This is a genomic window from Rheinheimera sp. ATLC3, assembly GCF_059429535.1.
This window is the reverse complement of the sequence record NZ_CM182103.1, coordinates 1083871-1107782: the sequence shown is the minus strand read 5'-3', so window position 1 is coordinate 1107782 and position 23912 is coordinate 1083871. Positions and strand designations below refer to the sequence as shown.

The window sequence follows — 23912 nt, the reverse complement described above, 5'->3', positions numbered from 1 at the left end:
GAAACAGAGTACAAGTGTGCGCTGAAAGCTGACCACTTTCGGTCACAAAGTCCGTACAATGACGCACAGTATTATTTTAAAGGTACCGGCAGTGGCCCGGTCTGTGGGAGTTAGCATGAAAAGAGCAGTAATCACAGGTATTGGTATTGTTTCCAGTATCGGCAATAACAAAGACGAAGTGCTGGCGTCATTAAAAGCTGGACGCTCTGGCATTACGCGTTCTGAAGAGTTTGCTGAGCTGGGACTGCGCTCTCAGGTATGGGGTAATATCAAACTGGATCCGGCAGAGCATATTGACCGTAAAGCAATGCGTTTTATGGGCGATGCAGCTGCCTATGCGTATCTTGCGATGCAGGAAGCAATGCAGGACGCCGGTTTTACTGAAGAGCAAATCTCTAATCCGCGCATTGGTCTGGTAGCGGGGTCTGGTGGCGCTTCATCAAAAGTGCAGGTAGAAGCCGCTGATATTTTGCGTGAGAAAGGTGTTAAACGTGTCGGCCCTTACGCGGTACCTAAAACGATGTCTAGTACCTGTTCTGCCTGCCTGGCAACACCCTTTAAAATTAAAGGCGTGAATTACTCAATCAGCTCGGCTTGTGCTACCAGTGCGCACTGTATCGGCCATGCGGTAGAGCTTATCCAACTTGGCAAGCAGGACGTTATTTTTGCCGGTGGCGGTGAGGAAGTGCACTGGACTTTGGCAATGGAGTTTGACGCCATGGGCGCACTGTCAACTAAGTACAACGACACGCCGGAACTTGCGTCCCGTACTTATGATGCAAACCGCGATGGTTTTGTTATCAGTGGCGGTGGCGGTATGGTGGTGGTTGAAGAGCTGGAACATGCTCTGGCTCGTGGCGCGACCATTTATGCTGAAATCGTCGGTTACGGTGCAACTTCCGATGGTTTTGATATGGTAGCCCCAAGTGGTGAAGGTGCTGTGCGCTGTATGCAAATGGCGATGCAGGGCGTGGCCGCGGAAGTGGACTACGTCAATACCCATGGTACCAGCACGCCAGTTGGCGATGTGAAAGAATTGGGGGCTATTCAGCAGGTGTTTGCCGGTAAATCACCTGCTATCAGTGCGACCAAAGCTATGACTGGCCACGCGCTGGGTGCTGCCGGTGTGCATGAAGCTATTTACTCGCTGCTGATGATGAAGCATAACTTTATTGCGCCTTCTATCAATATTGGCGAGCTGGACGAAGCTGCGAAAGGCTTGAATATAGTGACTGCTGCTAAAGCAGCTGAACTGAATACGGTAATGTCTAACAGCTTTGGTTTTGGTGGCACCAACGCCACGCTGGTGATGCAAAAATACCGTGGCTAAGTACGCATGAGTTGCAGATAAAAAAAAGGGGCGCTATAAGCGCCCGTTTTTTTATGCTTCATCGTCTTCCAGATCCCAGTCATCCAGCAACTGGCGCAAACGTTTTTGCTCCAGTAAATCATCGATACGCCGGCGGGCTTCAAGCTTTTGTTTGGCCTTACTGTCCTTGGGCGATAGTTCTTTTATAATTTCATTGTCTTCTGATAAATCTTCCAACTCAAACTCGTTGCTTTCTACCTGTGACATAAGCGCACCTCAGATTTTTTTGCCTATTTACCGAGATTTACCGGTTAAAAACAGTGAATTATTTTTTTAAAGACGATAAAAATTTTCAATTAAGCGCTTCTGCCTCTGTCAGCAACGGTCTGAAAACCTGCTTACGCGGTGACAAATGCGACTTGGTGCTAACCATATGTTCAATAAAATCAATTACTTTTTCTTGCAATCTGACACCGTTCAGCCGGTTGATTCTGGCGATGCCGCCGGGGCTCATCACATTCACTTCAATCAGTTTGCCGTTGATCACATCAATGCCGGCAAAAAATAAGCCGTCACGTACCAGCTTGGGGCCAATGTGCGCGCAAAGCCGCTTTTCCCGTTCGGTCAGCTGGTATTTGATTACACTGCCGCCGGCATGCACATTGGAGCGTACGTCGTCCGGCGGCGGAATGCGGCGCATTGCCCCGATGGCTTTGCCGTTGAGCATCAGAATACGGATATCGCCAAGCTCGGCGCCTTCAACGTATTCCTGCAGAATGACGTAATTGCCACGTTCCTGATCGCCGATATAAAAATCCAGCAGTGAGCGGGCACTTTGTGCGGCAGATTTTTCCAGCAAAATAACGCCTTTGCCGCCGTAGCCGTTCAGCGGCTTCAACACCATTTTATCATTTGGCGATTCAGCCAGTACCCGCGCCAGATAATCTTTATCTTTTGAAACATGGGTTACCGGGATAAATTCGTTATCCGGATCATGTAAAGATGCGGTATACATTTTATTGTTAGCAATACGAACACCATCTAAATCGTTCATGATAAAGGTGTCTTCGCGCACCGAGTCCAGAAAGTTCAGCACTATGGGGTCAAGCGGCGGGTTCAGCCGGATGAAAATAGCGTCAAAGGCCGCCAGTGGCAGCTTCTGCTGGTTAAACTGTGCATTGCGGTAAAAACTCGCAATATTACTGGAGATTTTCTGCCCTTTGACAAACACTTTGCAAAACGCCTGTGCAATGCTGTCGCGCACTGTCAGGTTAGTCGCATGCGTAATAGCAACCGTATGGCCACGACTCACCGCCTCGTGGATCATCCTGATAGTGCTGTCGCCGTCGGGGTAAACTTTGTCCCACGAGTACATTAGAAAACAAATTCGCATAACGTTCTCTGCATTAATATCGTTGGCTAAGCATAAAAGAGCCGCCGGAAAAAGGAAGCGGATGATAGCTTAGCGGTAAAAAAACACACGTGAAATTTGTATTAATCTGCGCTGGCTTGCATCCAACTAATCAAGTCCGGCGTATTAGGTTCAGGACATCATCACAGGGTACAGCATGGAACAGTCACAACAACAATTACTCCAATGGCTCTTTGCGACCGCACAAGGCAATAAGCAGGCTTTTGAGCAGTTGTATCAGGCCACGTCAGGCAAGCTCTTTTCAGTTAGTCTGCACTTACTCCGGCGCAATGATTGGGCTGAAGATGTGTTGCAGGACGCTTATGTCCGTATTTGGCACAATGCGGGGGATTATCACGCTGAAAAAGGTAGCGTGATGAGCTGGATGATTAGTATCACCCGATACCGGGCACTGGACTTGCTTAAATCCCGCCGGGTAAAAGCTGAACATCTGGATTTAAGTGAAGAATTACCGGACGAAGCTGCAGAAGAGGTACAGCCGGGGGAGGCCATCGGCTTGGTCCGGGATAAGGTTAAGCTGGACGACTGTATGCAGGGGTTAACTGATGAACACCGGCAGTCTATTCAACTCGCTTACTTTAACGGGCTGAGCCATCAGGAAATTACGGCCCATACCGGCTCGCCGCTTGGCTCAGTAAAAAGCTGGATTAGGCGTGGTTTAACGCAGTTAAAGAGGTGCCTGGAAGCATGAAGTATCAGCAACAGGAACTACTCGACGCTCTGGCAGTCGATTTTATTCTCGGGGCTATGCGTGGCGGCGCCCGCAGGCGCTTTCAGCAACTGATGATGTCCAGCCCTGCCGTTCGGGACACGGTATGGCGCTGGGAACAGCATCTTAATCCGCTGGCTGAAAGCTTACCTCCAACACCACCAAATCCCGCCGTTTGGCAACGTATCCAGCAGCGATTGGGCTGGGTTGCGCCAACGGTTAGTGCTCGGCCTGTTTTATACCGTTCTGCCTGGCTTGGCCTGGCTCTTGCTGCTTCTGTCGCATTGGCGGTGGTGATGCTAAAACCAATGCTTAGCAGCATGCCACAGCAAGATATTGCTGTGATCCAAAGCCCTGATGCTAAAGCCTGGTGGTTGATTAGCAAAGCACGACAGACATTGATGGTAAAGGCTACAGCTAACGTAGCCGCAGAGGCGGCCAATGACTATGAGCTTTGGATGCTGCCAGCAAACGGGCAGGCGCCAGTATCTTTAGGGTTGCTGCCGCAGCAAGGTCAGCGCGAACTCTCCTGGCCACAGGCAGCTGAAGGCTTGCCGATCGCGGCGTTAGCGGTAAGCCTGGAGCCTAGGGGCGGTTCAGCAACCGGTGCGCCGACCGGACCTGTGCTGTTTACTGCCCAAATTGTTACGCTTTAACGCTTAAGAAAACAAAAACCGCTACGGCGGTTTTTTTATTTTTATTTTTAGTGCATCCGGTTCGTTCAGTGAGTCGTTACTTGGTGGCAACTTAAACTGAAGGATAAGAGAAATGAACCGTACAATGCTTTTTCTGGCTGTTAGCTCGGTGCTGAGCGTGGTAACACTAAGTAGCGATGTTCAGGCGTCGAGTCATCGTGAGGCTCCAAACATCACACGTATGCCAACACTGGATGCTACTGATTTTTATCTGTTCAATAGTTATGAAGCTGGCCGAGATGACTATGTGTCGTTAATCGCTAATTACATTCCATTGCAGGACGCCTACGGTGGGCCGAATTATTTCGCGATGGATCCCCAGGCTGTTTACAGTATTCATATCGACAATGATGGTGATGCCAAGGCTGACATCAGTTTTAATTTTCGCTTTTCCAGCACGCTGGCCAACGAAGGCATGGGCGTAAAATTACCGATAGGCCCTGCCGACAATCAGAGAATGGTCGCTGTGCCGCTAAAAAATGTCGGCGCGATAAGTGCCGACAATGCAGCAGCACTTAATTTTATTGAAAACTATAGCCTGGAGTTACAAAGCGGTACCGCCAGTACCATGCTGTCGCCAGATGGCGCCACAACTTTCACCAAACCCTACGATTATGTGGGTAACAAAACCTTCAACAGCGCCAGCGCTTATCAGGCCTATGCAGATCAATATGTCTACAACGTTGCAATACCTGGCTGTGAGTCGAAGGCTCGTGTTTTTGTTGGCCAGCGCAAAGACCCCTTTGTAGTTAATCTGGGGGAAACCTTCGATCTGGTGAATTATGTTCCGGTTGAGGGTGACAGCGCGCCGGGGGCGGGCGATGGGGCAGGGTTTCCCGGCGGCATTACCCAAAGCAGTGCGAATGATGATTTAGCCACTAAAAATGTAACAGCTCTGGCGATTGAAGTGCCAAAAGCCTGTCTGACGGGAAACGGTAATGGTGTGATAGGCGCATGGACTACCGCCAGTTTGCCTCAGGCTCGTATTCTCAATCCTAATGCCAGCCTGAGCCGGCCTGAAGTCAATGGTGGAGCCTTGGTGCAGGTATCCAGGCTGAGTACTCCATTGGTTAATGAATTGGTTATCGGTTTGGCTGATAAAGATAAATTTAATAGCAGCCAGCCGGTAGATGACGGGCAGTTCGCTGACTATGTAACACATCCAAGCTTGCCTGCTTTATTGAATATTCTGTTTAAAGATGCGGTAAATGCGACATTGGGAACCGATATTACCGATCTGGCACCTGCAAATTTTCCCCGACTGGATTTAGTTAATGCCTTTTTAACCGGCGTAGAGGGTGTCAACCAGTTGGCTACAGTTACACCGTCAGAAATGCTGCGGCTAAACACTGCTATCACCGCTAAACCGATGCAGATGCAGTCAGCTTTTGGTGTTGCCGGAGATGATTTAGCAGGTTTTCCAAATGGTCGCCGCCCGGGTGATGATGTGGTTGATATCGCGTTGCGAGTAGTGATGGGGGCTTTGTGTCATGACATTCCGGTAAATGGTACGCCAACTAACTTAGGTTATTGTGCACCCGAGGATGCACCTGTTGGTAACGTACCTTTTACTGATGGTGCACCGGTCAATGCCAGCATGTTCAATAGCAGCTTTCCTTATCTGTTAACACCGCTTGCCGGTTCACCAAATTAAGGGGGATACCATGAACAGATTAGCTGCGAGTACAGCTTTCGTTTTGGCTGTGTTTCTGAGCGGATGTAACGACTCAGACCAGCCTAACGTCGCGCCGGAGTTGGGTGCCAACAACTTTGTCACTGAAACAGATGTCCCGGTAATGGACAAGATTAGTGCCAGCGATACTAATGGCGACAGTCTGACGTTTAGCGTGGCATCACCGCCGCAAAATGGTGGGCTGATGTTAAGCGCAGACGGCCGCTTTACCTATACACCCAATAATAGCTTCACTGGCAGCGACAGTTTCACCGTGGCCGTGTCTGATGGCGAGTTGACCACAAATGGGCAGGTTACTGTGGATATTGCGGTGGCGGTAGTGTCGTTTCTCAGTTATAGCCGCGCTGCTTTTGCGCAAACAGAACAGCATTTGCCCCTGGGCGTTAATGGTCGCGATTTTACCCAGGATGCGACCAGCACTTCAGACTACGCAGATCTTCTGACCGGGCCTTAACCTGCCAAACGCAGAGCGGTATTACTGCTCTGCGTTTTTACTTTTAAGAGTATGCTATGCGTATTATCCGTATCACTTTAACGATGCTGTGCCTACTGAGTTTATCAGTTGCCGCAGCGCCTTTTAAACCGTCATCAGATTCGACACTTCAACTGCAACCGGTGTTACCCCTTAGTGCAACAATGCAACAGTTGTCGGCACAACTGGGGCGTCATCCCGAAGACAATATACGGCTTGAACTGGCAGGGTTGTATCTTCAGGGGGCCAGGCAGCCGGGTTATGACGACTGGTTTCACCGGGCGGATGAATTGTTGCACGCTGTGAGCCAGACAGGCTCGGTTCGTTATCTGCTGCTACAGGCCGATTTACAGCAACAGCAGCACCAGTTTTCGCAGGCTATGCAAAGTTTAAATAAAGTATTTGCTGCAACACCGCATCATCAGCAAGCCAGTCTGATGGCTGCACGCATTTATCTGGCCCAGAATGAACAAGTGTTAGCACAGCAGGCTTGTAACCGGCTGTGGCAGCAGGATCTTTTTTTGTTTTCTGTGTGCAGCTACGAAGTGGCCGGGCGCAGTGGTCGTTGGGCACAAAGTTATGCAGCGCTGCAAGAACTGTGGCAACGTCAGCGGCTGACTTCAGAGCTGGATATCTGGTTAAGAGGAATATTAGCCGAGCAAGCAGAACAGCTACAGCAGGTCTCGGATGCACGGCAATGGCTAACACCCATACTGCAAAATGCCCCGACCAGTTTATGGCTGAAATGGGCAGACCTTAGTCTGCAGCTGAATGATGCAAAGCCGGTATACCAGCGGTTGTCACGCGTTTATCAACAACATGGCCTGTCAGATGGTTTATTACTGCGCTTAACGTTAGCCGAGCGCCAGCTTGGAGCGGGCAGAGCTTATCATGCTCTGTTGACAGAGCGCATCGAGTTGCGCCTTGCCAGAGGGGATGCCGATCATGCTGCAGATTTGGTGCACTATTTTTTACGGCTCAAACATGATGCAAAAGCAGCGCTTTATTGGGCTACCGTGAATTACCAGACCGCAAAAGAGCCGGATGATCTGCGCTTACTGAAATTAAGCGAAAATGCCGTAAAAGGAGTTTATTGATGAGACTCACCGCAATCTGTCAGCTGTTAGCCGCATTGCTGATGCCTGGCAGCGCTATCGCGCATACCTTCAGCACCGCATATATGGAAGTCTCAGTTTTTAACGGGCAGCCTGCTGTGCTATGGAAAGTTGCGTTACACGATTTAGCTAAAGCCCGCTTGATCCCCGGCGAACATGATGAACAGATTAGCTGGCAACAAGTGATGGACAGTGAGCTGGCGCTACAGCGCTACGTTGATCAGCATCTTGCATTTAACAGTGCAGAGCAGCCGTGCCGGGTTACTACGCTAGCCAGCAATGAATGGCAATTACAACGGCTGCAGCGCGATCTGTACTTACTATTGCCACTAAAGGTTGATTGTCCGCAGCCTGACAACTGGCAGCTAAGTTACCTGGCCCTGTCTGAATATGATACCAGCCATAAATTGCTGTTGTCGTGGCAGGTACCGGGAGAGAAAACAACTGCCGTTTTGTCCGCCAGAGCACCACATTATCCGGCCGCTAGTCGCTAAGGAAGCTTTAATGAAATATCTCCCGTTCAGCACGCTCAGTCTGACGCTTTTGTCGATAGCGCCATTATCTCAGGTGATAGCTGACCCTTTATCTGCCCACATGATGGAGCAAATTACTATTAAAGGCCGGCAGACCGATTTGCTGGGCCTGGCCAGTTCGGCGTCTGAAGGTGTTATTGGTAACAGCGAAATTGCCGACCGTCCTTTGCTGCGAACTGGTGAAGTACTGGAGTTTATTCCCGGCATGGTGGTAACACAGCATAGCGGCAGCGGTAAAGCGAATCAGTATTTTTTGCGTGGTTTTAATCTGGACCACGGCACTGATTTCGCCACTTATGTTGATGGTATGCCGGTTAATATGCGCAGCCACGGCCATGGCCAGGGCTATACCGATTTAAACTTCATCATGCCCGAGGTTATCGCACAGATTGATTATCAGAAAGGTGCTTACCATGCTAATAGCGGCGACTTTTCCTCAGCGGGTACCGCACGCTTTGGTATTCAAAACCGCACCAGCAAAACGGCAGCACTGACTTTGGGGCAACATGGCTACAGCCGCCTGCTTGGCAAAGGTAGTTCCGCTGCAGGCAAGGGCAACATGCTGTTGGCAGCAGAGTTGCAGCAATATAACGGGCCCTGGACGGATGTCGACGAAAACGTTGATAAAGTAAATTTGCTGGCTCGATACAGTCAGAATGTGGGCGCGGGCCAGTTAGCGCTGACAATGATGGCTTATGACAATAGCTGGAATTCAGCAGATCAAATACCACAGCGGGCAGTAGTACAGGGATTAATTGACAGCTTTGGCTCTCTGGATACTGATTTGGGTGGCAACAGTTCACGCTATAGCCTTTCTGCCAGCTGGTACAGCGATGCCTGGCAGTGGAATGCTTATGCAATACAGGCCAAAATGGATCTTTGGTCCAATTTTACTTATTTCCTTAATGATCCGGTCAACGGCGATCAGTTTGAACAGGTCGATGACAGGTGGATATATGGTGGTGAGTTAAGCCATCACTGGCATCATCAGGTTGGCGAATTTGCGGTGGAGCATGTCGCCGGCATACAGCTGCGCTATGATGATATCGCTGAGGTAGGGCTTTACAACACGGCAAAGCGGCAGCGTTTAAGTTTGGTCCGTTCAGATGCCGTTGAACAGAGCTCCGTGGCGTTGTTCAGCCAAACTACGCTGCAACTGAACAGTGACTGGAATGCGCATTTAGGTATCCGTTACGATTATGTCGACGCTGACGTGGCCAGTGATCTGGCTATGAATGGTGGTAGTGCCTCTGACGGTATTGCTTCGCTGAAAACGGGGCTGAGTTATCAGTTTGCCGCGAATTGGCAGGCTTACATCAATGCCGGACAAGGTTTTCACTCGAATGATGCCCGCGGCGCAACGACGACAGTCGACCCGGTTAGTGGTGACAGTGTGGCGCCGGTTAACCTGCTGGTCCGTAGCAATGGTGCTGAACTTGGCCTGCGCTTTTTTGACTACAGTGCGCTCAATGCCTCTATTGCGTTATGGTATCTGGAGATGGATTCTGAGCTGCTGTATGTCGGTGATGCCGGTACAAACGAACCCAGCCGTGCGTCTAGGCGCTTCGGCGTAGAAGTAGCAGCGTATTACTGGTTTAACAGCAACTGGAGCATAGATACTGAGCTTGCGCTGACGCGCTCACGGTTTTCTCAGAGTAGCCCTGAAGAGGGCGATTATGTAGATGGTGCTTTGCCGGTAGTTGCCAGCTTAGGTGTGATTTATAAAGCAGACTCGCCCTGGCAGCTGAGTTTACGGCTGCGACATTTTGGCAAGCGCACTTTGGACAGCTATAACCGCCAGCGCTCCGGCACCAGCACCGTGCTAAATGGCGGCTACCAGTATCAATGGCAAAACTGGCAACTGGGGTTTGAGCTGCTAAACCTGCTCGACAGCAATGACAGCGACATTGATTATTTTTATGCTTCTCGTCTTACTGATGAGCCGGCAGAGGGGGTGGAGGACAGGCATTCTCATCCGATGGAACCCCGCAGTGCCCGCCTGACAATACGGTATCAGTTTTAAGCCTGTCGCTTTGGTACAGATCGGTTTAAGCTTAGCGTACGTAATGAACTGGCAACATAACAGTGAGCCCTTACAGGAGATAACAATGAAACAGCTATTAAGCGCTATGGCGATTATCACATCAGTGCTTGCCGCGCCGGTGATGGCAAATCAATGCGGTGAAATTCTCGGCCATTCCATGCAGCAACTGAATACCCGGGAAAGCGTCGATTTATGTGACAGCTTTAAAGGCAAAACTGTGCTGGTGGTAAATACCGCAAGCAAGTGTGGCTTTACACCGCAGTTTGATGCATTGGAAGCGCTGTACCAGAAGTATCAGGACAAAGGTTTAGTGGTGCTGGGCTTTCCTTCCGACAGCTTTAAACAGGAATATGACGATGCCGGTAAAACGGCTGAAGTGTGTTATTTAACCTATGGCGTAAAATTTCCTATGTTTGCCAGTTCTAAAGTCACAGGTGATGACGCTAACCCGGTATTTAAAGCGCTGATTGCCAAAACCGGTGAAACACCGAGCTGGAATTTTAATAAGTACCTGGTGAGTAGTGATGAGCAGACCGTGAAACACTTTGGCAGCCGTACTAAGCCGGACGATAAAGAGTTTATCGCTGAGCTGGAAAGTATGCTGGCAGGTAAATAACCTTATTACTGCAAAAACTAGCGTTTAGTCTGTAAACAATAATGGCAGCGTATCAACCTATGCTGCCATTCTTTCTGAAACCCTGGCATCCGCCATATCGCATTACCCCTGCCGTTAAAGCTGATTGCAGCAATTTTTATCATATTACTCAGGCTTGCTTCGAATAAAAATTTGAATTTATTAATAAAAACAGCGACATTCTATCTGGCGCTGCTCGTTACCCAATTTGCCTTTTTACCATGATGGAATAACTTCGCTCAGAAGGAAGCATAATGAAACTGACACATATTTTTGCCGTTTGCTTCATGTTGCTGGCACCAATTGCTTATGCCAGTAATGAAGAAACAGTTGTCCCACAGGACGAAACTACACAGCAACAAGCAGAATACGAGGAATGGGCCGGTCAAATCCTGGCATCATTGCAGAAAAATCAGGGCAGGATCAGCCTGCCGGGAACGGATGCAACACTGAATATCCCTGATGAGTTTTACTTTTTATCAGCAAAAGATGCCGAAACAGTATTGGTTGATGTGTGGGGCAACCCTCCGGGACAAAATGTACTGGGCATGATTTTTCCGGCTAATTTTACCCCGTTTGACGCCGAGTCATGGGCAGTTACTGTCGAATACGAACAGGACGGTTATGTATCGGATGACGATGCTGCTGATATTGACTACACAGAATTGTTAGCACAGATGCAGCAGGATACAGCAGAAGCCAGCAAAGAGCGGGTAGAGCATGGTTACGAGCCAATCGCGTTAGTCGGTTGGGCCGCAAAGCCATTTTATGATCAGGCGCAGCATAAGCTGCACTGGGCTAAGGAAATTCAATTTGGCGACAATGACGTTAATACGCTGAATTACAATATTCGCGTACTGGGGCGTAAAGGGGTACTGGTACTGAATTTTATCGCCGGTATGGAACAGCTGCCACAAATTAATCAGAATTTGGATTCGGTACTGGCCCTGGCCGAATTTGATAGCGGTGCTCAGTACGCTGATTTTAACCCGGAGCTGGATCAGGTTGCCGCTTATGGTTTGGGAGCATTAGTCGCCGGTAAAGTGCTGGCGAAAACCGGCTTCTTGGCGCTGGCACTGGTGTTTTTAAAGAAATTTGGTGTGTTTATTGTGCTCGGGATTGGTGCATTACTGCGTAAACTATTTGCCAGGAAAACACAACCGAAAACGCCGAACTGATCAGTTGGTCATATTTAGGCACAGCCATAATGTTAATCTATTTGGCCATCTAAACGTATAGAAGTTGACTTGGCGCGCTAATTTAAGCAACATAGCGGCTATGTCAGTTAAGCGGATGTGGCTATGCCTATTAAAGTGATCGATCAGTTGCCGGCGGTAGAAGCCCTGTCGGCAGAAAATGTGTTCGTGATGACCGAAAGCCGGGCGCAGTCGCAGGACATCCGGCCGCTTAAAATTGCGATTTTAAACCTGATGCCCAATAAAATTGCGACTGAAATTCAGCTGTTGCGGTTATTGGCGAATAGCCCGTTGCAGGTAGACGTCGACTTGCTGCGCATTGATGATCATGTCAGTAAAAACACGCCGCCGAGCCATCTCAACTGTTTTTACCGCTACTTCTCAGAAGTGCAGCAGCAAAAGTATGACGGCCTGATTATTACCGGAGCGCCACTGGGACTGGTAGATTATGAAGACGTTACCTACTGGGCGCAGTTTGGCGATATTCTGCGTTGGGCTGATAATAATGTAACCTCCACCTTGTTTTTGTGTTGGGCAGCACATGCGGCGCTGTATCAGTACTATGGCTTGCAGCGCGAAATTCGCGGCGAAAAGCTGTCTGGGGTTTACTGGCAGCAGGTGACCCAGCCACTGTGCCCACTGGTGCGCGGTTTTGATGATGAATTCTTAGTGCCTCATTCACGTTATGCCCAGGTGCCCAAACAGAAATACCAGCAACATGATGACTTACATATTCTGGCTGAGGCCGATGTAACAGGTGCCTACCTGTTGCAAAACAGCAGTGGTAGCCGGGTATTTGTTACCGGTCACCCGGAATATGATTTAACGACGCTGGATGATGAATATCAGCGTGACCTGGCTGCTGGCGTTACAGCTAAGCTGCCGGAAAATTACTATCGCAATAATGACCCTATGCAAGGGCCACAAAAACTGTGGCAAAGCCACGCCTTTTTACTATTCAGCAACTGGCTGAACTACTATGTATATCAGGCCACACCATTTGAGTTAAGTCAGATTGGTCGCGGCGCCTAAGATAAAGAGCATGTTATGACAGCAAGACTAACCCCGCAGCAGTTCCGTCAGTTGCTCGAAAAGCGAATTTTAATTCTGGATGGTGCCATGGGCACGATGATCCAGCAGCACCGGCTGCAGGAGGCCGATTACCGCGGTAGTGAGTTTGCCAACTGGCCTTGCGATGTCAAAGGCAACAACGATTTGCTGGTGCTGACGCAGCCGGATTTAATCGCAGATATTCACCGTCAGTATCTACTGGCTGGCGCCGATATTGTTGAAACCAACAGCTTTAATGCCACCTGCATTGCTATGGCAGACTATCAGATGGAAAGCTTGTCGGCGCGGGTAAACCGCGAGTCTGCCGCTTTGGCGCGTAAAGTCTGTGATGAGATAACTGCACTTGAGCCACACAAGCCGCGCTTTGTTGCTGGTGTGCTTGGGCCAACTAACCGCACAGCGTCTATCTCACCGGATGTCAACGACCCCGGGTTTCGCAATGTCAGTTTTGAAGAGCTGGTTGATGCCTATACGGAATCTACCAGAGCACTGATTGAGGGTGGTGCTGACATCATTATGCTTGAAACCATTTTTGATACCTTAAATGCCAAAGCCGCCGCTTTTGCGGTACTGCAGGTATTTGATGAGGTCGGCGTTAAGTTGCCGGTAATGATTTCCGGCACCATTACCGATGCCTCTGGCCGAACCTTGTCGGGCCAGACTACAGAAGCGTTTTATCACAGCCTTGCGCATGTTGAACCGGTCTGTTTTGGCCTTAACTGCGCATTAGGGCCAGATTTATTGCGCCCCTATGTAGAAACGCTGTCCGGCGTTTCAGAAGCATTTGTGTCGGTGCACCCCAACGCAGGTTTACCCAATGAGTTTGGTGAATACGACCTGGGGCCACAGGAGATGGCCGCTGAAATTGCCGACTGGGCAAAGCAGGGGTTTCTGAACGTTGTCGGCGGCTGCTGCGGTACGACGCCAGAGCATATCAAAGCGATAGCTCTGGCGGTTAAAGCAGCGCCGCCTCGTCAGCCCAAAGCACCTGCGCACAGTTTTCATTTAGCCGGCCTTGAAGCCTTTTCTCTGGAGTGGTGATGCAACAACAAGCCAGATTTATCAATGTCGGCGAGCGGACCAACGTTACCGGCTCGGCAAAATTTAAAAAGCTGATTTTAAACGGCGACTATGAAGCCGCGCTTGATGTAGCAAGGCAGCAGGTTGAAAATGGCGCGCAAATCATCGATATCAATATGGATGAAGCGATGCTGGATAGCAAAGCTGCAATGGTGCGCTATCTGCAACTTTTGGCTGCAGAGCCAGATATTGCCCGCGTACCGATAATGGTTGACTCATCCAAATGGGAAGTCATCGAGGCTGCACTGAAATGCATTCAGGGCAAAGCCGTGGTGAACTCCATTTCACTAAAAGAAGGCGAAGCGCCATTCTTACATCAGGCGCGGCTGTTACGCCGCTATGGCGCCGCCGTTGTCGTAATGGCGTTTGATGAATCCGGCCAGGCCGATACTAAGGCGCGCAAAGTAGAAATTTGTCAGCGCGCTTATCACATTCTGACCAGCCAGATTGGCTTTCCGCCGCAAGACATTATTTTTGACCCAAACATCTTTGCTGTCGCCACCGGTATAGAAGAGCATAACAACTATGCGGTCGATTTTATTGAAGCAACGCGCGAGATAAAGCGGCTTTGCCCACATGCCAAAATTTCCGGCGGTGTATCTAATGTGTCGTTTTCGTTTCGTGGCAATGACGCGGTGCGCGAGGCTATTCACTCGGTGTTTTTGTACCATGCCATTGCTGCCGGCATGGATATGGGTATTGTTAACGCCGGACAGCTGGCGGTCTATGACGACATTCCTGCGTTGTTGCGTGAGCGGGTAGAGGATGTGATTCTGAACCGCCGCGATGATGCAACCGAGCGCCTGCTGGAGATTGCAGCCCAGTTTAAAGGCGATGGTAGTGTTGCCGAAAAAGCTGATGATGCCTGGCGCAGCCTGCCGGTAAATAAGCGGCTGGAGCATGCCTTAGTAAAAGGTATCACTGATTTTATTGAGCAGGACACCGAAGAAGCCCGGCAACAGGCGGAAAAACCGCTGCATGTGATTGAAGGTCCGCTGATGGACGGCATGAATGTAGTCGGGGATTTATTCGGCGAAGGTAAGATGTTTTTACCGCAGGTGGTGAAATCGGCGCGGGTAATGAAAAAAGCGGTGGCTTATCTGCAACCTTATATCGAACAGGATAAAGCCGGTGGCCAGGCGCAGGGTAAGGTACTGCTGGCAACGGTAAAAGGCGATGTACACGATATTGGTAAGAATATTGTCGGCGTGGTGCTGCAGTGCAATAACTTTGAGGTTATTGACCTGGGTGTGATGGTACCTTGTGCCGAATTATTACGGGTAGCTAAAGAACATAACGTAGACGTAATAGGTTTATCCGGCCTGATTACGCCATCACTGGATGAAATGGTGCATGTCGCCAAAGAAATGACCCGGCTGGGCTATACCCAACCGCTGTTGATTGGCGGAGCAACAACGTCCAAAGCACATACCGCGGTAAAAATTGAGCCTAACTACAATCATGGCGTGGTGTATGTACCTAATGCTTCCCGTAGCGTATCGGTAGTGCAATCGCTTATTGGTGAGGGTAGCAAAGCCGATTACCTGGCGCGTATCAAGCACGAATATGAAATTGCCCGCGAGCAGCATGCGCGCTCAAGGCCCGGACAAACACTGCTCAGCCTGGAACAGGCAAGAGCAAATCGCTTCCAGCTCGATGTGAGCCGCGTGGCACCTGCGCCAAAACAAGGCGGGGTGCACTTGTGGCAGAACGTCGATTTGACTGTGCTACGTGATTACATTGACTGGACGCCATTCTTTTTAACCTGGCAGTTGTCGGGTAAGTATCCGGCAATTTTGAACCACGCCGAAGTAGGGCTGGAAGCGCGTAAGCTGTTTAAAGATGCCAATACTATGCTGGACCGGATGATTAGCGAAGGTCATGTGAAAGGCAAAGCAGTGTTTGGTTTTTTTCCGGCCAACAGCGACGGCGATGACATTATCGTGTACACCGATGAGAGTAGAACTAAAGAAAAAACAAGGCTATATAACCTGCGTCAGCAGCTACAACTTCGCAATAACGCGCCCAATTACAGCCTTGCCGACTTTATCGCGCCGGCCAATAGTGGCGTAAAAGACTATATCGGAGGCTTTGCTGTTAGTACCGGCTTTGGTGCCGATGAATTCGCCGCCAAGTTTGCTGCTGAACATGATGATTACAACAGTATTATGGTAAAGGCCCTGGCCGATCGTTTAGCCGAAGCCCTGGCCGAATACCTGCACTTAAAAGTGCGGCGCGAGTATTGGGGCTATGCCGCCGACGAAAATCTGGATAACGAGCAGCTGATCCGGGAGTTATATCAGGGCATCAGACCCGCACCGGGTTATCCGGCCTGTCCGGAGCATACAGAAAAGGGCACGTTATGGCAGTTGTTGGATGTCGAAGCGCAAACCGGCATCCAATTGACCGAGAGTTATGCCATGTGGCCGGGGGCTGCGGTAAGTGGCTGGTATTTCGCCCATCCGGACAGTAAGTATTTTACCGTCAGTAAAATCGGTGCGGATCAGCTGAACGACTACGCACAGAAAAAGGGTTGGAACGAGCAACAGGCACAAAGCTGGCTGGCACCGAACCTTGGTTAAGTTGTTGTAAAGCATCATAACTATTTGTTTCTTCCTTCGGGAAGAACTTGAAATTTATCCATGCTGTCAGGTAAAACGGTCTAAGCTTTAACAAAACAAAGCTGGAGTCGTTGTCGATGCGCAAATGGATGATGTTAGCTTTAATAGTGTTGTGCAGCGGCCGGTTAAGCGCTGCACCGCTGAATGTATTGGTGGGGCAAAACAAGCCGCCTTATATCCGGCTTGAGACAGTCAGTGGTTATGAATTGGAGCTGCTGCGTGAGGTTATTCGCCGGATGGGGCATGAAGCGGTATTTGTCTTTGTACCTAACTCCCGTATCCGGGCTTTACTGGAAAGTGGTAATGGTGATGTGGCCACTTTACAGCCGATGACCGCCGATGAGCCGGGCGTATTTTTTTCCCAACCTTATATCCGCTACCAAAACGTCGTGGTAAGCCGCAGCAGCGACGAGCTGACGATACAGCACCCGGCTGATTTGGCGGGTAAGGCCGTGATCGCCTTTCAGGGGGCCAGTAAAGTGCTCGGCGCGGATTATCGCGACGCCGTTTTGCAGAACAAAAGCTATCAGGAAACGGTGGATCAGCGGGCACAGGTTGAAATGTTGCTGCAGGGACGGGCAGCGGCGATAGTGCTTGATCGCAATATTTTTACCTTTCACCAGCAGAATTCAGCGATGCCTGCTGCAGTAACGGTGCATGAGTTGTTTGATGCCACCTTGTATCGTGCAGCCTTCCGTGATCCAGCGTTACAGCGTAGCTTTGACAAGGCTCTGCTGAGTGTTGTGCTGGATAATTGGTATCAGCAGCTGCAAATGAGCTATTTTATGCAGCTAAACCAGCAGCTACCTAACCGTTTTTATTGTGACGGGCCAACAGACAGTTACTGAGCTGTAATGCTGGCAAAATTGTCAGTTCAGCCATTTACGCAGCAGCTCAGCCAGTTCTGAGGCATCAATAGGTTTACTGATAAGCTCATTCATCTGTGCCTGGCTGGCATCTTGCCGTGCAGCATCAGAATTGTGTGCTGTCATGGCGATAACAGGCAATTTACTAAGCCCGGGCAATTGACGTAGCTGTTTTGTCGTGTCAAAACCATCAATGCCCGGCATTTCTATGTCCATCAGTACCAGCGATACCGCCTGTGTTGCCAGGCACTGTAGTGCCTGCTCACCGCTGGTGGCGAGTACCACTGTATAACCAAGCTTCTGCAGAATAATTTGTGCCAATGCCTGATTAAAGTAATTGTCTTCTACTAACAAAATCGTATGTTTGCCCGTTGTCACACTGGTGGTGAGGGTCGGCGCGACTGTTTCGGCTGGCAGATCTGCAGCCTCAGCAATATCAAACATCAGACTGAAACTAAACTTGCTACCCTGGCCGGGGGCGCTGCTGACGCTGAGTTTGCCCCCCATCAGTGTGACCAGACGCTGGCAAATCGTCAGACCCAGGCCTGTACCACCATATTTGCGGCTGATTGAACTGTCAGCCTGATTAAAAGCGGTAAACAATTGCTGTTGCTGATGTTCACTGATGCCTATACCGGTATCGGTCACAGCAAATAGCAGCTGGTAACGGTCTTTTACGGCTTCAGCTGAAACGCTAAGTGTAATGTCACCCTGCTCAGTAAACTTTACGGCATTACTTAGCAGGTTAATCAGTACTTGTGACAGTCTCAGGGCATCGCCAGTCAGCTTATCCGGAACATCGTGTTCAAGCTGCAACACAAACTGCAGGCCTTTTTGCGAAATTTGCGCACTGAACATATCGACGACCTGTGTCAGCGTTTCCCGCAGGCTGAATGACGCTTGCTCCAGTGCCAGTTTGCCGGCTTCAATCTTAGAGAAATCAAGTATGTCGTTGATTATGCTAAGTAAAATTCTGCCTGATGCCCGAATTTTATCGAGGTAGCTCTGTTGCGTTGCCGGGTCTTCACTTTGCTGGGCCAATTGGGAAAACCCCAGCACTGCGTTGAGTGGGGTACGCAACTCGTGGCTCATATTAGCCAGAAACTCACTTTTGGCCTGTGCAGCAGACTCAGCACTCTGTTTCGCCTGTTGTAACTGCGCCATTGTTTGCTGCAGATGTGCTGTACGCTCTTCCACCAGCCGGGTTAACTGGTATTTTTCCTGCGTTAAGTGATAAGTGCGCCATTTCAGCAAAATATATATCAACAATACGCAAAGCAGTACATAGCCGGCCCAGGCTGCTGTGCTGAAATACCAGGGGGGCGCGATGTAGATATTGAGCTGATCAGACAATTGCAGATTACCCTGGTGATCGCGGCTGCGCACCATAAACTGATAGTCTCCCGGTGCCAGGTTAGTGTAGTCACGGTACAGCTCATTACTCCACAGCGACCAGTCTTTATCGTATCCCTGCAGTTTGACCTGAAACTGGGGCTGAAATAAGTGGCTGAAGTTCGGGCTGGCATATTCAAAGCGCAGCGCTGTGCTGTCAGGCCCAAGCTTCAGCCTATTGGGTAAGGCGCCACCGCTGTAGACTGCTGGGCCATCAAGCGTACTTAGTTGGCGCAGTAAAGGCGGCTTGGGCGGCAGATTACGATGCTCATTTATCGCAAACCGGAATATGCCTTCTGCACCGCCAAACCAGATCACGTTTTGCTCGTCTATCAACAGCGTATCCAGTGGAATATCCTGCAAGGGTTTTAGCGCCGACGCCTGCCAGCGATAAAAACCTGCACTGTCTGCAAACAACACGCCGGCCTGACGCCTGCCGGTATCGTTATCCCAGGTTAACAGCCATAAGTTATTGTTCTTATCGGTTTGCGGATCACGCACCCAGGGCTGAGAGTCTGTAAAGGCCTGAGATAACTGAGGGTCCAATGTAAATTGTTGTTGCTGTTCATCAAAACGATAGAAACCGGCGACCGTTGCAATCAATAACGCCTGTTTGTACCAGTAGACGCTATTTCGGTTATTGCTGGGCAGGCCTTCATTACTGCTAAAACGCTTGATAGGCAAAGGCACGGAATTGCCGCCCTGCCACTGGCTTGGCAGCGTTAGGCGGTATACACCATGCGCTAAAGTCCCCAACCAAAGCTCACCATCCGGCGTTTCCAGAATACTGTTCAGGTTACCCTGAACACCGGGAACCCGGCCTTCATCAAGCCAGCGTCCCTGTTCATAGCGCATGCTCGCCAGGCCATTTTGCAAACCGATATAAACGCGCTGTGGGTTGCGCAATGACTGATATAACACTTTACTTGCCAGTTCTGAGCGCCGAAGTAGAGTGACATCGCCTTGCTCAAGCGCATAAACGCCTTTGCTGTTTGCGATAAGCAGCTGCTGCTGATAGTTGATAAAATCCCAGGTTTGTTTTTGTATCTGGCTCACAGGCTCGAAGCGGTTTTGCGCATTACGCCGGTATAAACCGAGGCTGGTACCGGCGTACAGTATGTTCTGATGCTGATAAAGCGACAGCACATTGCCTTGCAGGCCGCTGGCATCACTGTAATACGAGATGGCTGCAGACAGATCTATCCTGCTAAGTCCGTGATCAAGCGCCAGCCATAAGCCTTGCTGGTGGTCCTGATACAACGCCCTGACATTCTGATCGACCAATCCCAGAGCTGTGGTGATGTGGCTTTTTAACTTGCCATCAGCTGTCAGAATAAACAGGCCTGCCTCAGTAGTACCAAGGGCATAATCGCCGTTTCTCAGTCGGATGCCGCTGTACAGTGAAGCTTGCTTGAGCGCGTCATCTATCTCGGTATGCCAACGCTGGCTACCGTTCTCGGTCAGCAAAAACAGTTCACCCTCACGATTGCCCGCCAGCAGTGTTTGAGCATCAAAGGGTTCAAGCATAAATACGCTGGTATCAGCGAAACGTTCTGCGCCCGGCACGGCGCTGAACTCTCCGTCGAGCAATTGCAACAACCCCCGGCCTTCTTCCCTGACGAACAGCCGTTCCTGCAGATAAAATGCTTTGTGAAAGGCACTACTGGTTGTCCAGACTTTAACTTGCTGTGGCGTCAGCAAAAAAATGGCACTGCGGCTAACAAAGTATATGCCTTGCGGCGTGGCAAAAGTTTGGCGCACGTCCTGAAAGTTGCGGTAATCAGCCGGAATACGCTCCAGCAGTGAAACATACCGGGTACCTTGCGTGCTGCTGGTGTCGAGGTAACCCAGCTCTCCTTTAGAACCCACATATATTTTACCATCGGCGGCTAGCGCCAGTGAACGGACAACCGCTTTGTTGCGGGTTGGTATCATACGCCAGCTGGCACCGTCATATTCGAGCACCCCTACGTTGTTGCCAACATAGAGCACGCCGCGATGGTCCTGAACGACTGCCCAGTTCTGAGTGCCGCCATTGTAGTCTTTTGGTTTGAAGTTACTCAGCAGCGGAGTGCCGTATTGCTGAGCCGCAATAGTCTGGCAGCTCAGCATTATCAGCAACACACAATAGCGCCAGTATGACTGAATAAATGTTAGCACTATGCTCACCTCTTGTTTGCACAGCTGTAATTTGCGTTGCACCCGTTTGATTCCGTTCGGGTGCGCGTTAGTTTTTATTTGCGCAGAACTTTATCCAGATAGCCCATCGCAAAAGCAGACAACACAAAGGTTATATGGATTAGTAAATACCACTGTATCTTATCGTTGGCGATGCTTTCGGTATTCATAAATACCTTCAGCAGATGGATTGACGAGATAGCGACAATAGACGCTGCAACTTTGTTTTTTAGTGAGCCGGAATCCAGTTTGCCTAACCAGCTTAGCTTGTCGTCATTGCCTTCTAAATCAAGGCGTGAAACGAAGTTTTCATACCCGGAGAACATCACCATAACGATAAGGCCGCCAACTAAAGCAATATCTATCAGCGACAACACAACCAGAACCAGCTCAACCTCTTTCATGCTAAGAATAATGGGCAGGATATGAAAGATTTCCTGAAAGAATTTTATACCCAGCGCAATTAATGCCAGGCTAAGACCAAGGTAAATGGGCGCCATAATCCAGCGCGAGGAATACATCAGTTTTTCCAGAAAATTTTCCATAACAGCACCTGTTTTGTCCAGTCGCTGTATTATGCGGTCATCGCCTCAGAGATCAAGCTCTGGCCAAGGTTTTTCTTGCGTCTGAACGTGTACGGTTACCGCAAATTCCGGCGTTTTACCGCAATCACTGCTGACAGTAAGTCAGAATATGGTAGCGTCTGCGCCAGATGAATGAGCGATACCTTGTTATGAAGAAAATACTAAGTTGCACTCTGCTGGCTGTGTCTCTTTGCTGGGTAAATGCCCGCGCAGAAGAAGGCTTTTGGCTGCAGCGTCAGCTTGAGCAGGGTAGCGATGCACTGCGTGGCTTTTCTTTTGTAAAAGGTGACGCGCCACATGGTTTGCCGTTGTCGCACATACAGCGTACAAGCGGAAAACTGGGTAATTGCAGTACTGCCTTTGTGTCCGCAACCGGTCTTTTAATCACCAGCTATCATTGTGTAGCGGCTTATCTTGGCGCTACCGATGGCAAAGAGTTTGTCGCACAAAGCCATGACACAGAGTTGCCGATTGCCAATCTTGAGCTGTTGTTACCACAGCAGACACAAGATGTAACAGTAACCATTAACCGCGAGCTGAATACCGAGCCTACACCACAGCAGCGCAGTGTTAAATTGCAGCAGCTGAAAACCGCTATGGTAAGTGATTGTCAGCAGCAAAGTGATTATCGCTGCGAGGTAGTCTCGTTGCATCACGGACTGGAGTTTTATCTGATCCGCTACAAAGTGCTGCGCGACCTGCGTCTGGTATACCGGCCAGCATCAGCAGAGCAAATGCCGCAGCGCAGTTGGCCGCGGTACAGCCAGGACTATGTGTTATTAAGGGCTTATGTTGCCGGAGCTCCGAACGACGGCGCTTATGCCAGTACGAATATCCCCTATCAGTCTGAGTTTGCCCGCTTGTCGCGTCAGGGGGTAACAGAAAATGAGCTGGTGATCTCACCGGGTTTCTCGTCTGCCAGTCAGCGTTATGCTACTGAAGCTGAGATACGTTTTAACTTTGAATTATTGTACCCGCGTTCAGTTGAGTATTTTGAGCAGGCCGTTGCCGTTATCGAGCAGCTGGCACCGGCAGGGAGTGATCGGGCTGAACAATATGCTGCAACACTGGCAGAATTAAAGCAGCAAGCTGAAACAGTGAGCGCTTTGTTGGCGCATTACCAGCGCAGTTCTCTTTTGACATTGAAGCAGCAGCGGCGAAATGCTGTAGTGGAGTGGATAAACAGCAGTCCGGTAAGGCAGCAGTTATACGGGCCTGTGTTAGACCGCTTGCAGCAGGTACTGGAGCGTCAGCAAGCTGCTGCTCAGCGCGACCTGGCGCTGGGTTTTCTGAAGTATGCTCAGTTACCGGCATTGGCTAATCAGCTGTATAAACTGGCATTGCTGCCAGACAAGCAGCAGACAGAGCGTTTGCGTAAGCAATTATCCGAGCTGGACGCACACTTCGACGCCAGGGTTGACATGGAGTTGGCACTGCACTTCCTGAGCCAGTACTCACAGTTGCCTGAAACTCAGCGTTTGCCGGCATTAGATCAGTATTTTGCGCTAAGCGATGGTTTTAACCGCGAAATTGTGCGGCATAAGTTATCTGCTATGTATCGTGGTACCTCTTTGACCGAACCGGCAAAACGTCTGGGTTGGCTTGAACGCAGCGCCGAGCAGTTTCAGCAAAGCGGTGATCCGCTGATAAGTTTTTCCGTGGCGATGCATGGTACTGCCATCCAGCTTGCACAAGATCGCGCAGAGTTAAAAGCAGAACTGGACAGTGTCCGCGCTGCAGTCATGGAAGTGTTGCTGGCATATAATGATGCCAGGGGCAAAGCGACCTATGCAGAGGCGAACGGTGCACTGCGTTTTAGCATAGGGCGTGTCAGTGGTTATAGCCCGATGGATGCTGTTTGGCATCAACCCTTTAGCAGCCTGCAAAGTTATCTGAAACGCCAGCAAGACGTCGATTCCTCGGACAGTGTTGCCCAGGTACCCGGCATTGCGGTTAATTTTTTAAGCAGTATCGATAGCTGCAGTGATTATGGTGCCGCGCCTACCTTTAATACGAAAGGGGAGCTTGTCGGCATCATGTTTGCTGGTGTGCAGGAAAATCTGCTGGCTGACTGGCACTACGACGCCGCACTGAGCCGCTCTGTGCATGTCGACAGCCGGTTTATTATTTGGCAGCTGCAACAAAGCGGAACAGCAAAAGCGTTACTGGCTGAATTATTGCCAGTACACTAATCCGGGCAGTTATCGCACTCATTAGTATTCAACGCTCTGCATTTAGCCTGATTTCCAGTATTATTAACCTCTTTAACGTTTAGCAGATAATGCGTC

Annotated in this window: 19 protein-coding genes; 15 read left to right on the top strand and 4 right to left on the bottom strand. The window is 49.9% G+C overall.

Annotated features, from left to right (window positions below; translation table 11 throughout):
- Positions 1-115: 115 nt before the first annotated feature.
- A complete protein-coding gene (gene fabB / locus AC5SV9_RS05225; RefSeq protein WP_475146906.1) occupies positions 116-1330 on the top strand; it encodes a beta-ketoacyl-ACP synthase I in 1215 nt (404 codons plus the stop codon).
- 51 nt (positions 1331-1381) lie between these two features.
- Here the strand turns inward: fabB and AC5SV9_RS05220 are convergent, their stop codons facing one another.
- Both AC5SV9_RS05220 and AC5SV9_RS05215 read right to left on the bottom strand, forming a co-directional pair.
- Positions 1382-1576 (bottom strand): PA3496 family putative envelope integrity protein, encoded by a 195-nt coding sequence (locus AC5SV9_RS05220; RefSeq protein ID WP_134057028.1) that lies wholly within the window; start codon positions 1574-1576, stop codon positions 1382-1384.
- An 85-nt stretch (positions 1577-1661) separates the two neighbouring features.
- Positions 1662-2702 (bottom strand): glutathione synthetase, encoded by a 1041-nt coding sequence (locus AC5SV9_RS05215; RefSeq protein WP_226767656.1) that lies wholly within the window; start codon positions 2700-2702, stop codon positions 1662-1664.
- A gap of 175 nt (positions 2703-2877) precedes the next feature.
- Here AC5SV9_RS05215 and AC5SV9_RS05210 point away from each other — a divergent pair, with 175 nt between their 5' ends.
- The 13 genes from AC5SV9_RS05210 to AC5SV9_RS05150 all read left to right on the top strand — a co-directional run bounded on the left by AC5SV9_RS05210 (position 2878) and on the right by AC5SV9_RS05150 (position 17452).
- Complete coding sequence (locus AC5SV9_RS05210) at positions 2878-3432, top strand: sigma-70 family RNA polymerase sigma factor (RefSeq protein ID WP_475146901.1); 555 nt, start codon at positions 2878-2880, stop codon at positions 3430-3432.
- Entirely contained in the window at positions 3429-4106 is a 678-nt protein-coding gene (locus tag AC5SV9_RS05205) for an anti-sigma factor (RefSeq protein ID WP_475146900.1), read from the top strand. Before AC5SV9_RS05210 ends, AC5SV9_RS05205 begins: the two co-directional genes overlap by 4 nt.
- A gap of 112 nt (positions 4107-4218) precedes the next feature.
- Positions 4219-5799 (top strand): DUF4331 domain-containing protein, encoded by a 1581-nt coding sequence (locus tag AC5SV9_RS05200; RefSeq protein ID WP_475146898.1) that lies wholly within the window; start codon positions 4219-4221, stop codon positions 5797-5799.
- A gap of 10 nt (positions 5800-5809) precedes the next feature.
- Entirely contained in the window at positions 5810-6292 is a 483-nt protein-coding gene (locus AC5SV9_RS05195) for a cadherin-like domain-containing protein (RefSeq protein WP_475146896.1), read from the top strand.
- Between the two features lie 56 nt (positions 6293-6348).
- Positions 6349-7407, top strand: coding sequence for a hypothetical protein (locus AC5SV9_RS05190; protein ID WP_475146893.1), 1059 nt, complete (start codon positions 6349-6351; stop codon positions 7405-7407).
- Positions 7407-7919 (top strand): hypothetical protein, encoded by a 513-nt coding sequence (locus AC5SV9_RS05185; protein ID WP_475146891.1) that lies wholly within the window; start codon positions 7407-7409, stop codon positions 7917-7919. Before AC5SV9_RS05190 ends, AC5SV9_RS05185 begins: the two co-directional genes overlap by 1 nt.
- 10 nt (positions 7920-7929) lie before the next feature.
- Positions 7930-9981, top strand: a complete 2052-nt coding sequence (locus AC5SV9_RS05180) for a TonB-dependent receptor (RefSeq protein ID WP_475146888.1) — start codon at positions 7930-7932, stop codon at positions 9979-9981.
- Between the two features lie 85 nt (positions 9982-10066).
- Positions 10067-10618, top strand: coding sequence for a glutathione peroxidase (locus AC5SV9_RS05175; protein ID WP_475146885.1), 552 nt, complete (start codon positions 10067-10069; stop codon positions 10616-10618).
- A 272-nt stretch (positions 10619-10890) separates the two neighbouring features.
- A complete protein-coding gene (locus AC5SV9_RS05170) occupies positions 10891-11814 on the top strand; it encodes a DUF2167 domain-containing protein (RefSeq protein WP_475146884.1) in 924 nt (307 codons plus the stop codon).
- Between the two features lie 123 nt (positions 11815-11937).
- Entirely contained in the window at positions 11938-12864 is a 927-nt protein-coding gene (locus AC5SV9_RS05165; RefSeq protein WP_475146881.1) for a homoserine O-succinyltransferase, read from the top strand.
- A 15-nt stretch (positions 12865-12879) separates the two neighbouring features.
- Positions 12880-13944, top strand: a complete 1065-nt coding sequence (locus AC5SV9_RS05160; RefSeq protein ID WP_475146879.1) for a homocysteine S-methyltransferase family protein — start codon at positions 12880-12882, stop codon at positions 13942-13944.
- Positions 13944-16565 carry a methionine synthase gene (metH, locus tag AC5SV9_RS05155; RefSeq protein WP_475146877.1) on the top strand — a complete coding sequence of 874 codons (2622 nt, stop codon included), beginning with the start codon at positions 13944-13946 and terminating at the stop codon, positions 16563-16565. The genes AC5SV9_RS05160 and metH overlap by 1 nt, the downstream gene beginning before the upstream one ends.
- Before the next feature lie 128 nt (positions 16566-16693).
- Positions 16694-17452, top strand: a complete 759-nt coding sequence (locus AC5SV9_RS05150) for a substrate-binding periplasmic protein (RefSeq protein WP_475146874.1) — start codon at positions 16694-16696, stop codon at positions 17450-17452.
- 21 nt (positions 17453-17473) lie between these two features.
- Here the strand turns inward: AC5SV9_RS05150 and AC5SV9_RS05145 are convergent, their stop codons facing one another.
- Positions 17474-21064: a hybrid sensor histidine kinase/response regulator gene (locus AC5SV9_RS05145; protein WP_475146871.1), complete on the bottom strand. Its 3591-nt coding sequence runs from the start codon at positions 21062-21064 to the stop codon at positions 17474-17476.
- 32 nt (positions 21065-21096) lie between these two features.
- Positions 21097-21585 (bottom strand): TIGR00645 family protein, encoded by a 489-nt coding sequence (locus AC5SV9_RS05140; protein WP_475146869.1) that lies wholly within the window; start codon positions 21583-21585, stop codon positions 21097-21099.
- A 188-nt stretch (positions 21586-21773) separates the two neighbouring features.
- On the opposite strand from AC5SV9_RS05140, the gene AC5SV9_RS05135 reads away from it, so the two are divergent.
- Complete coding sequence (locus AC5SV9_RS05135; RefSeq protein WP_475146866.1) at positions 21774-23816, top strand: S46 family peptidase; 2043 nt, start codon at positions 21774-21776, stop codon at positions 23814-23816.
- The last annotated feature ends 96 nt before the right edge of the window (positions 23817-23912 follow it).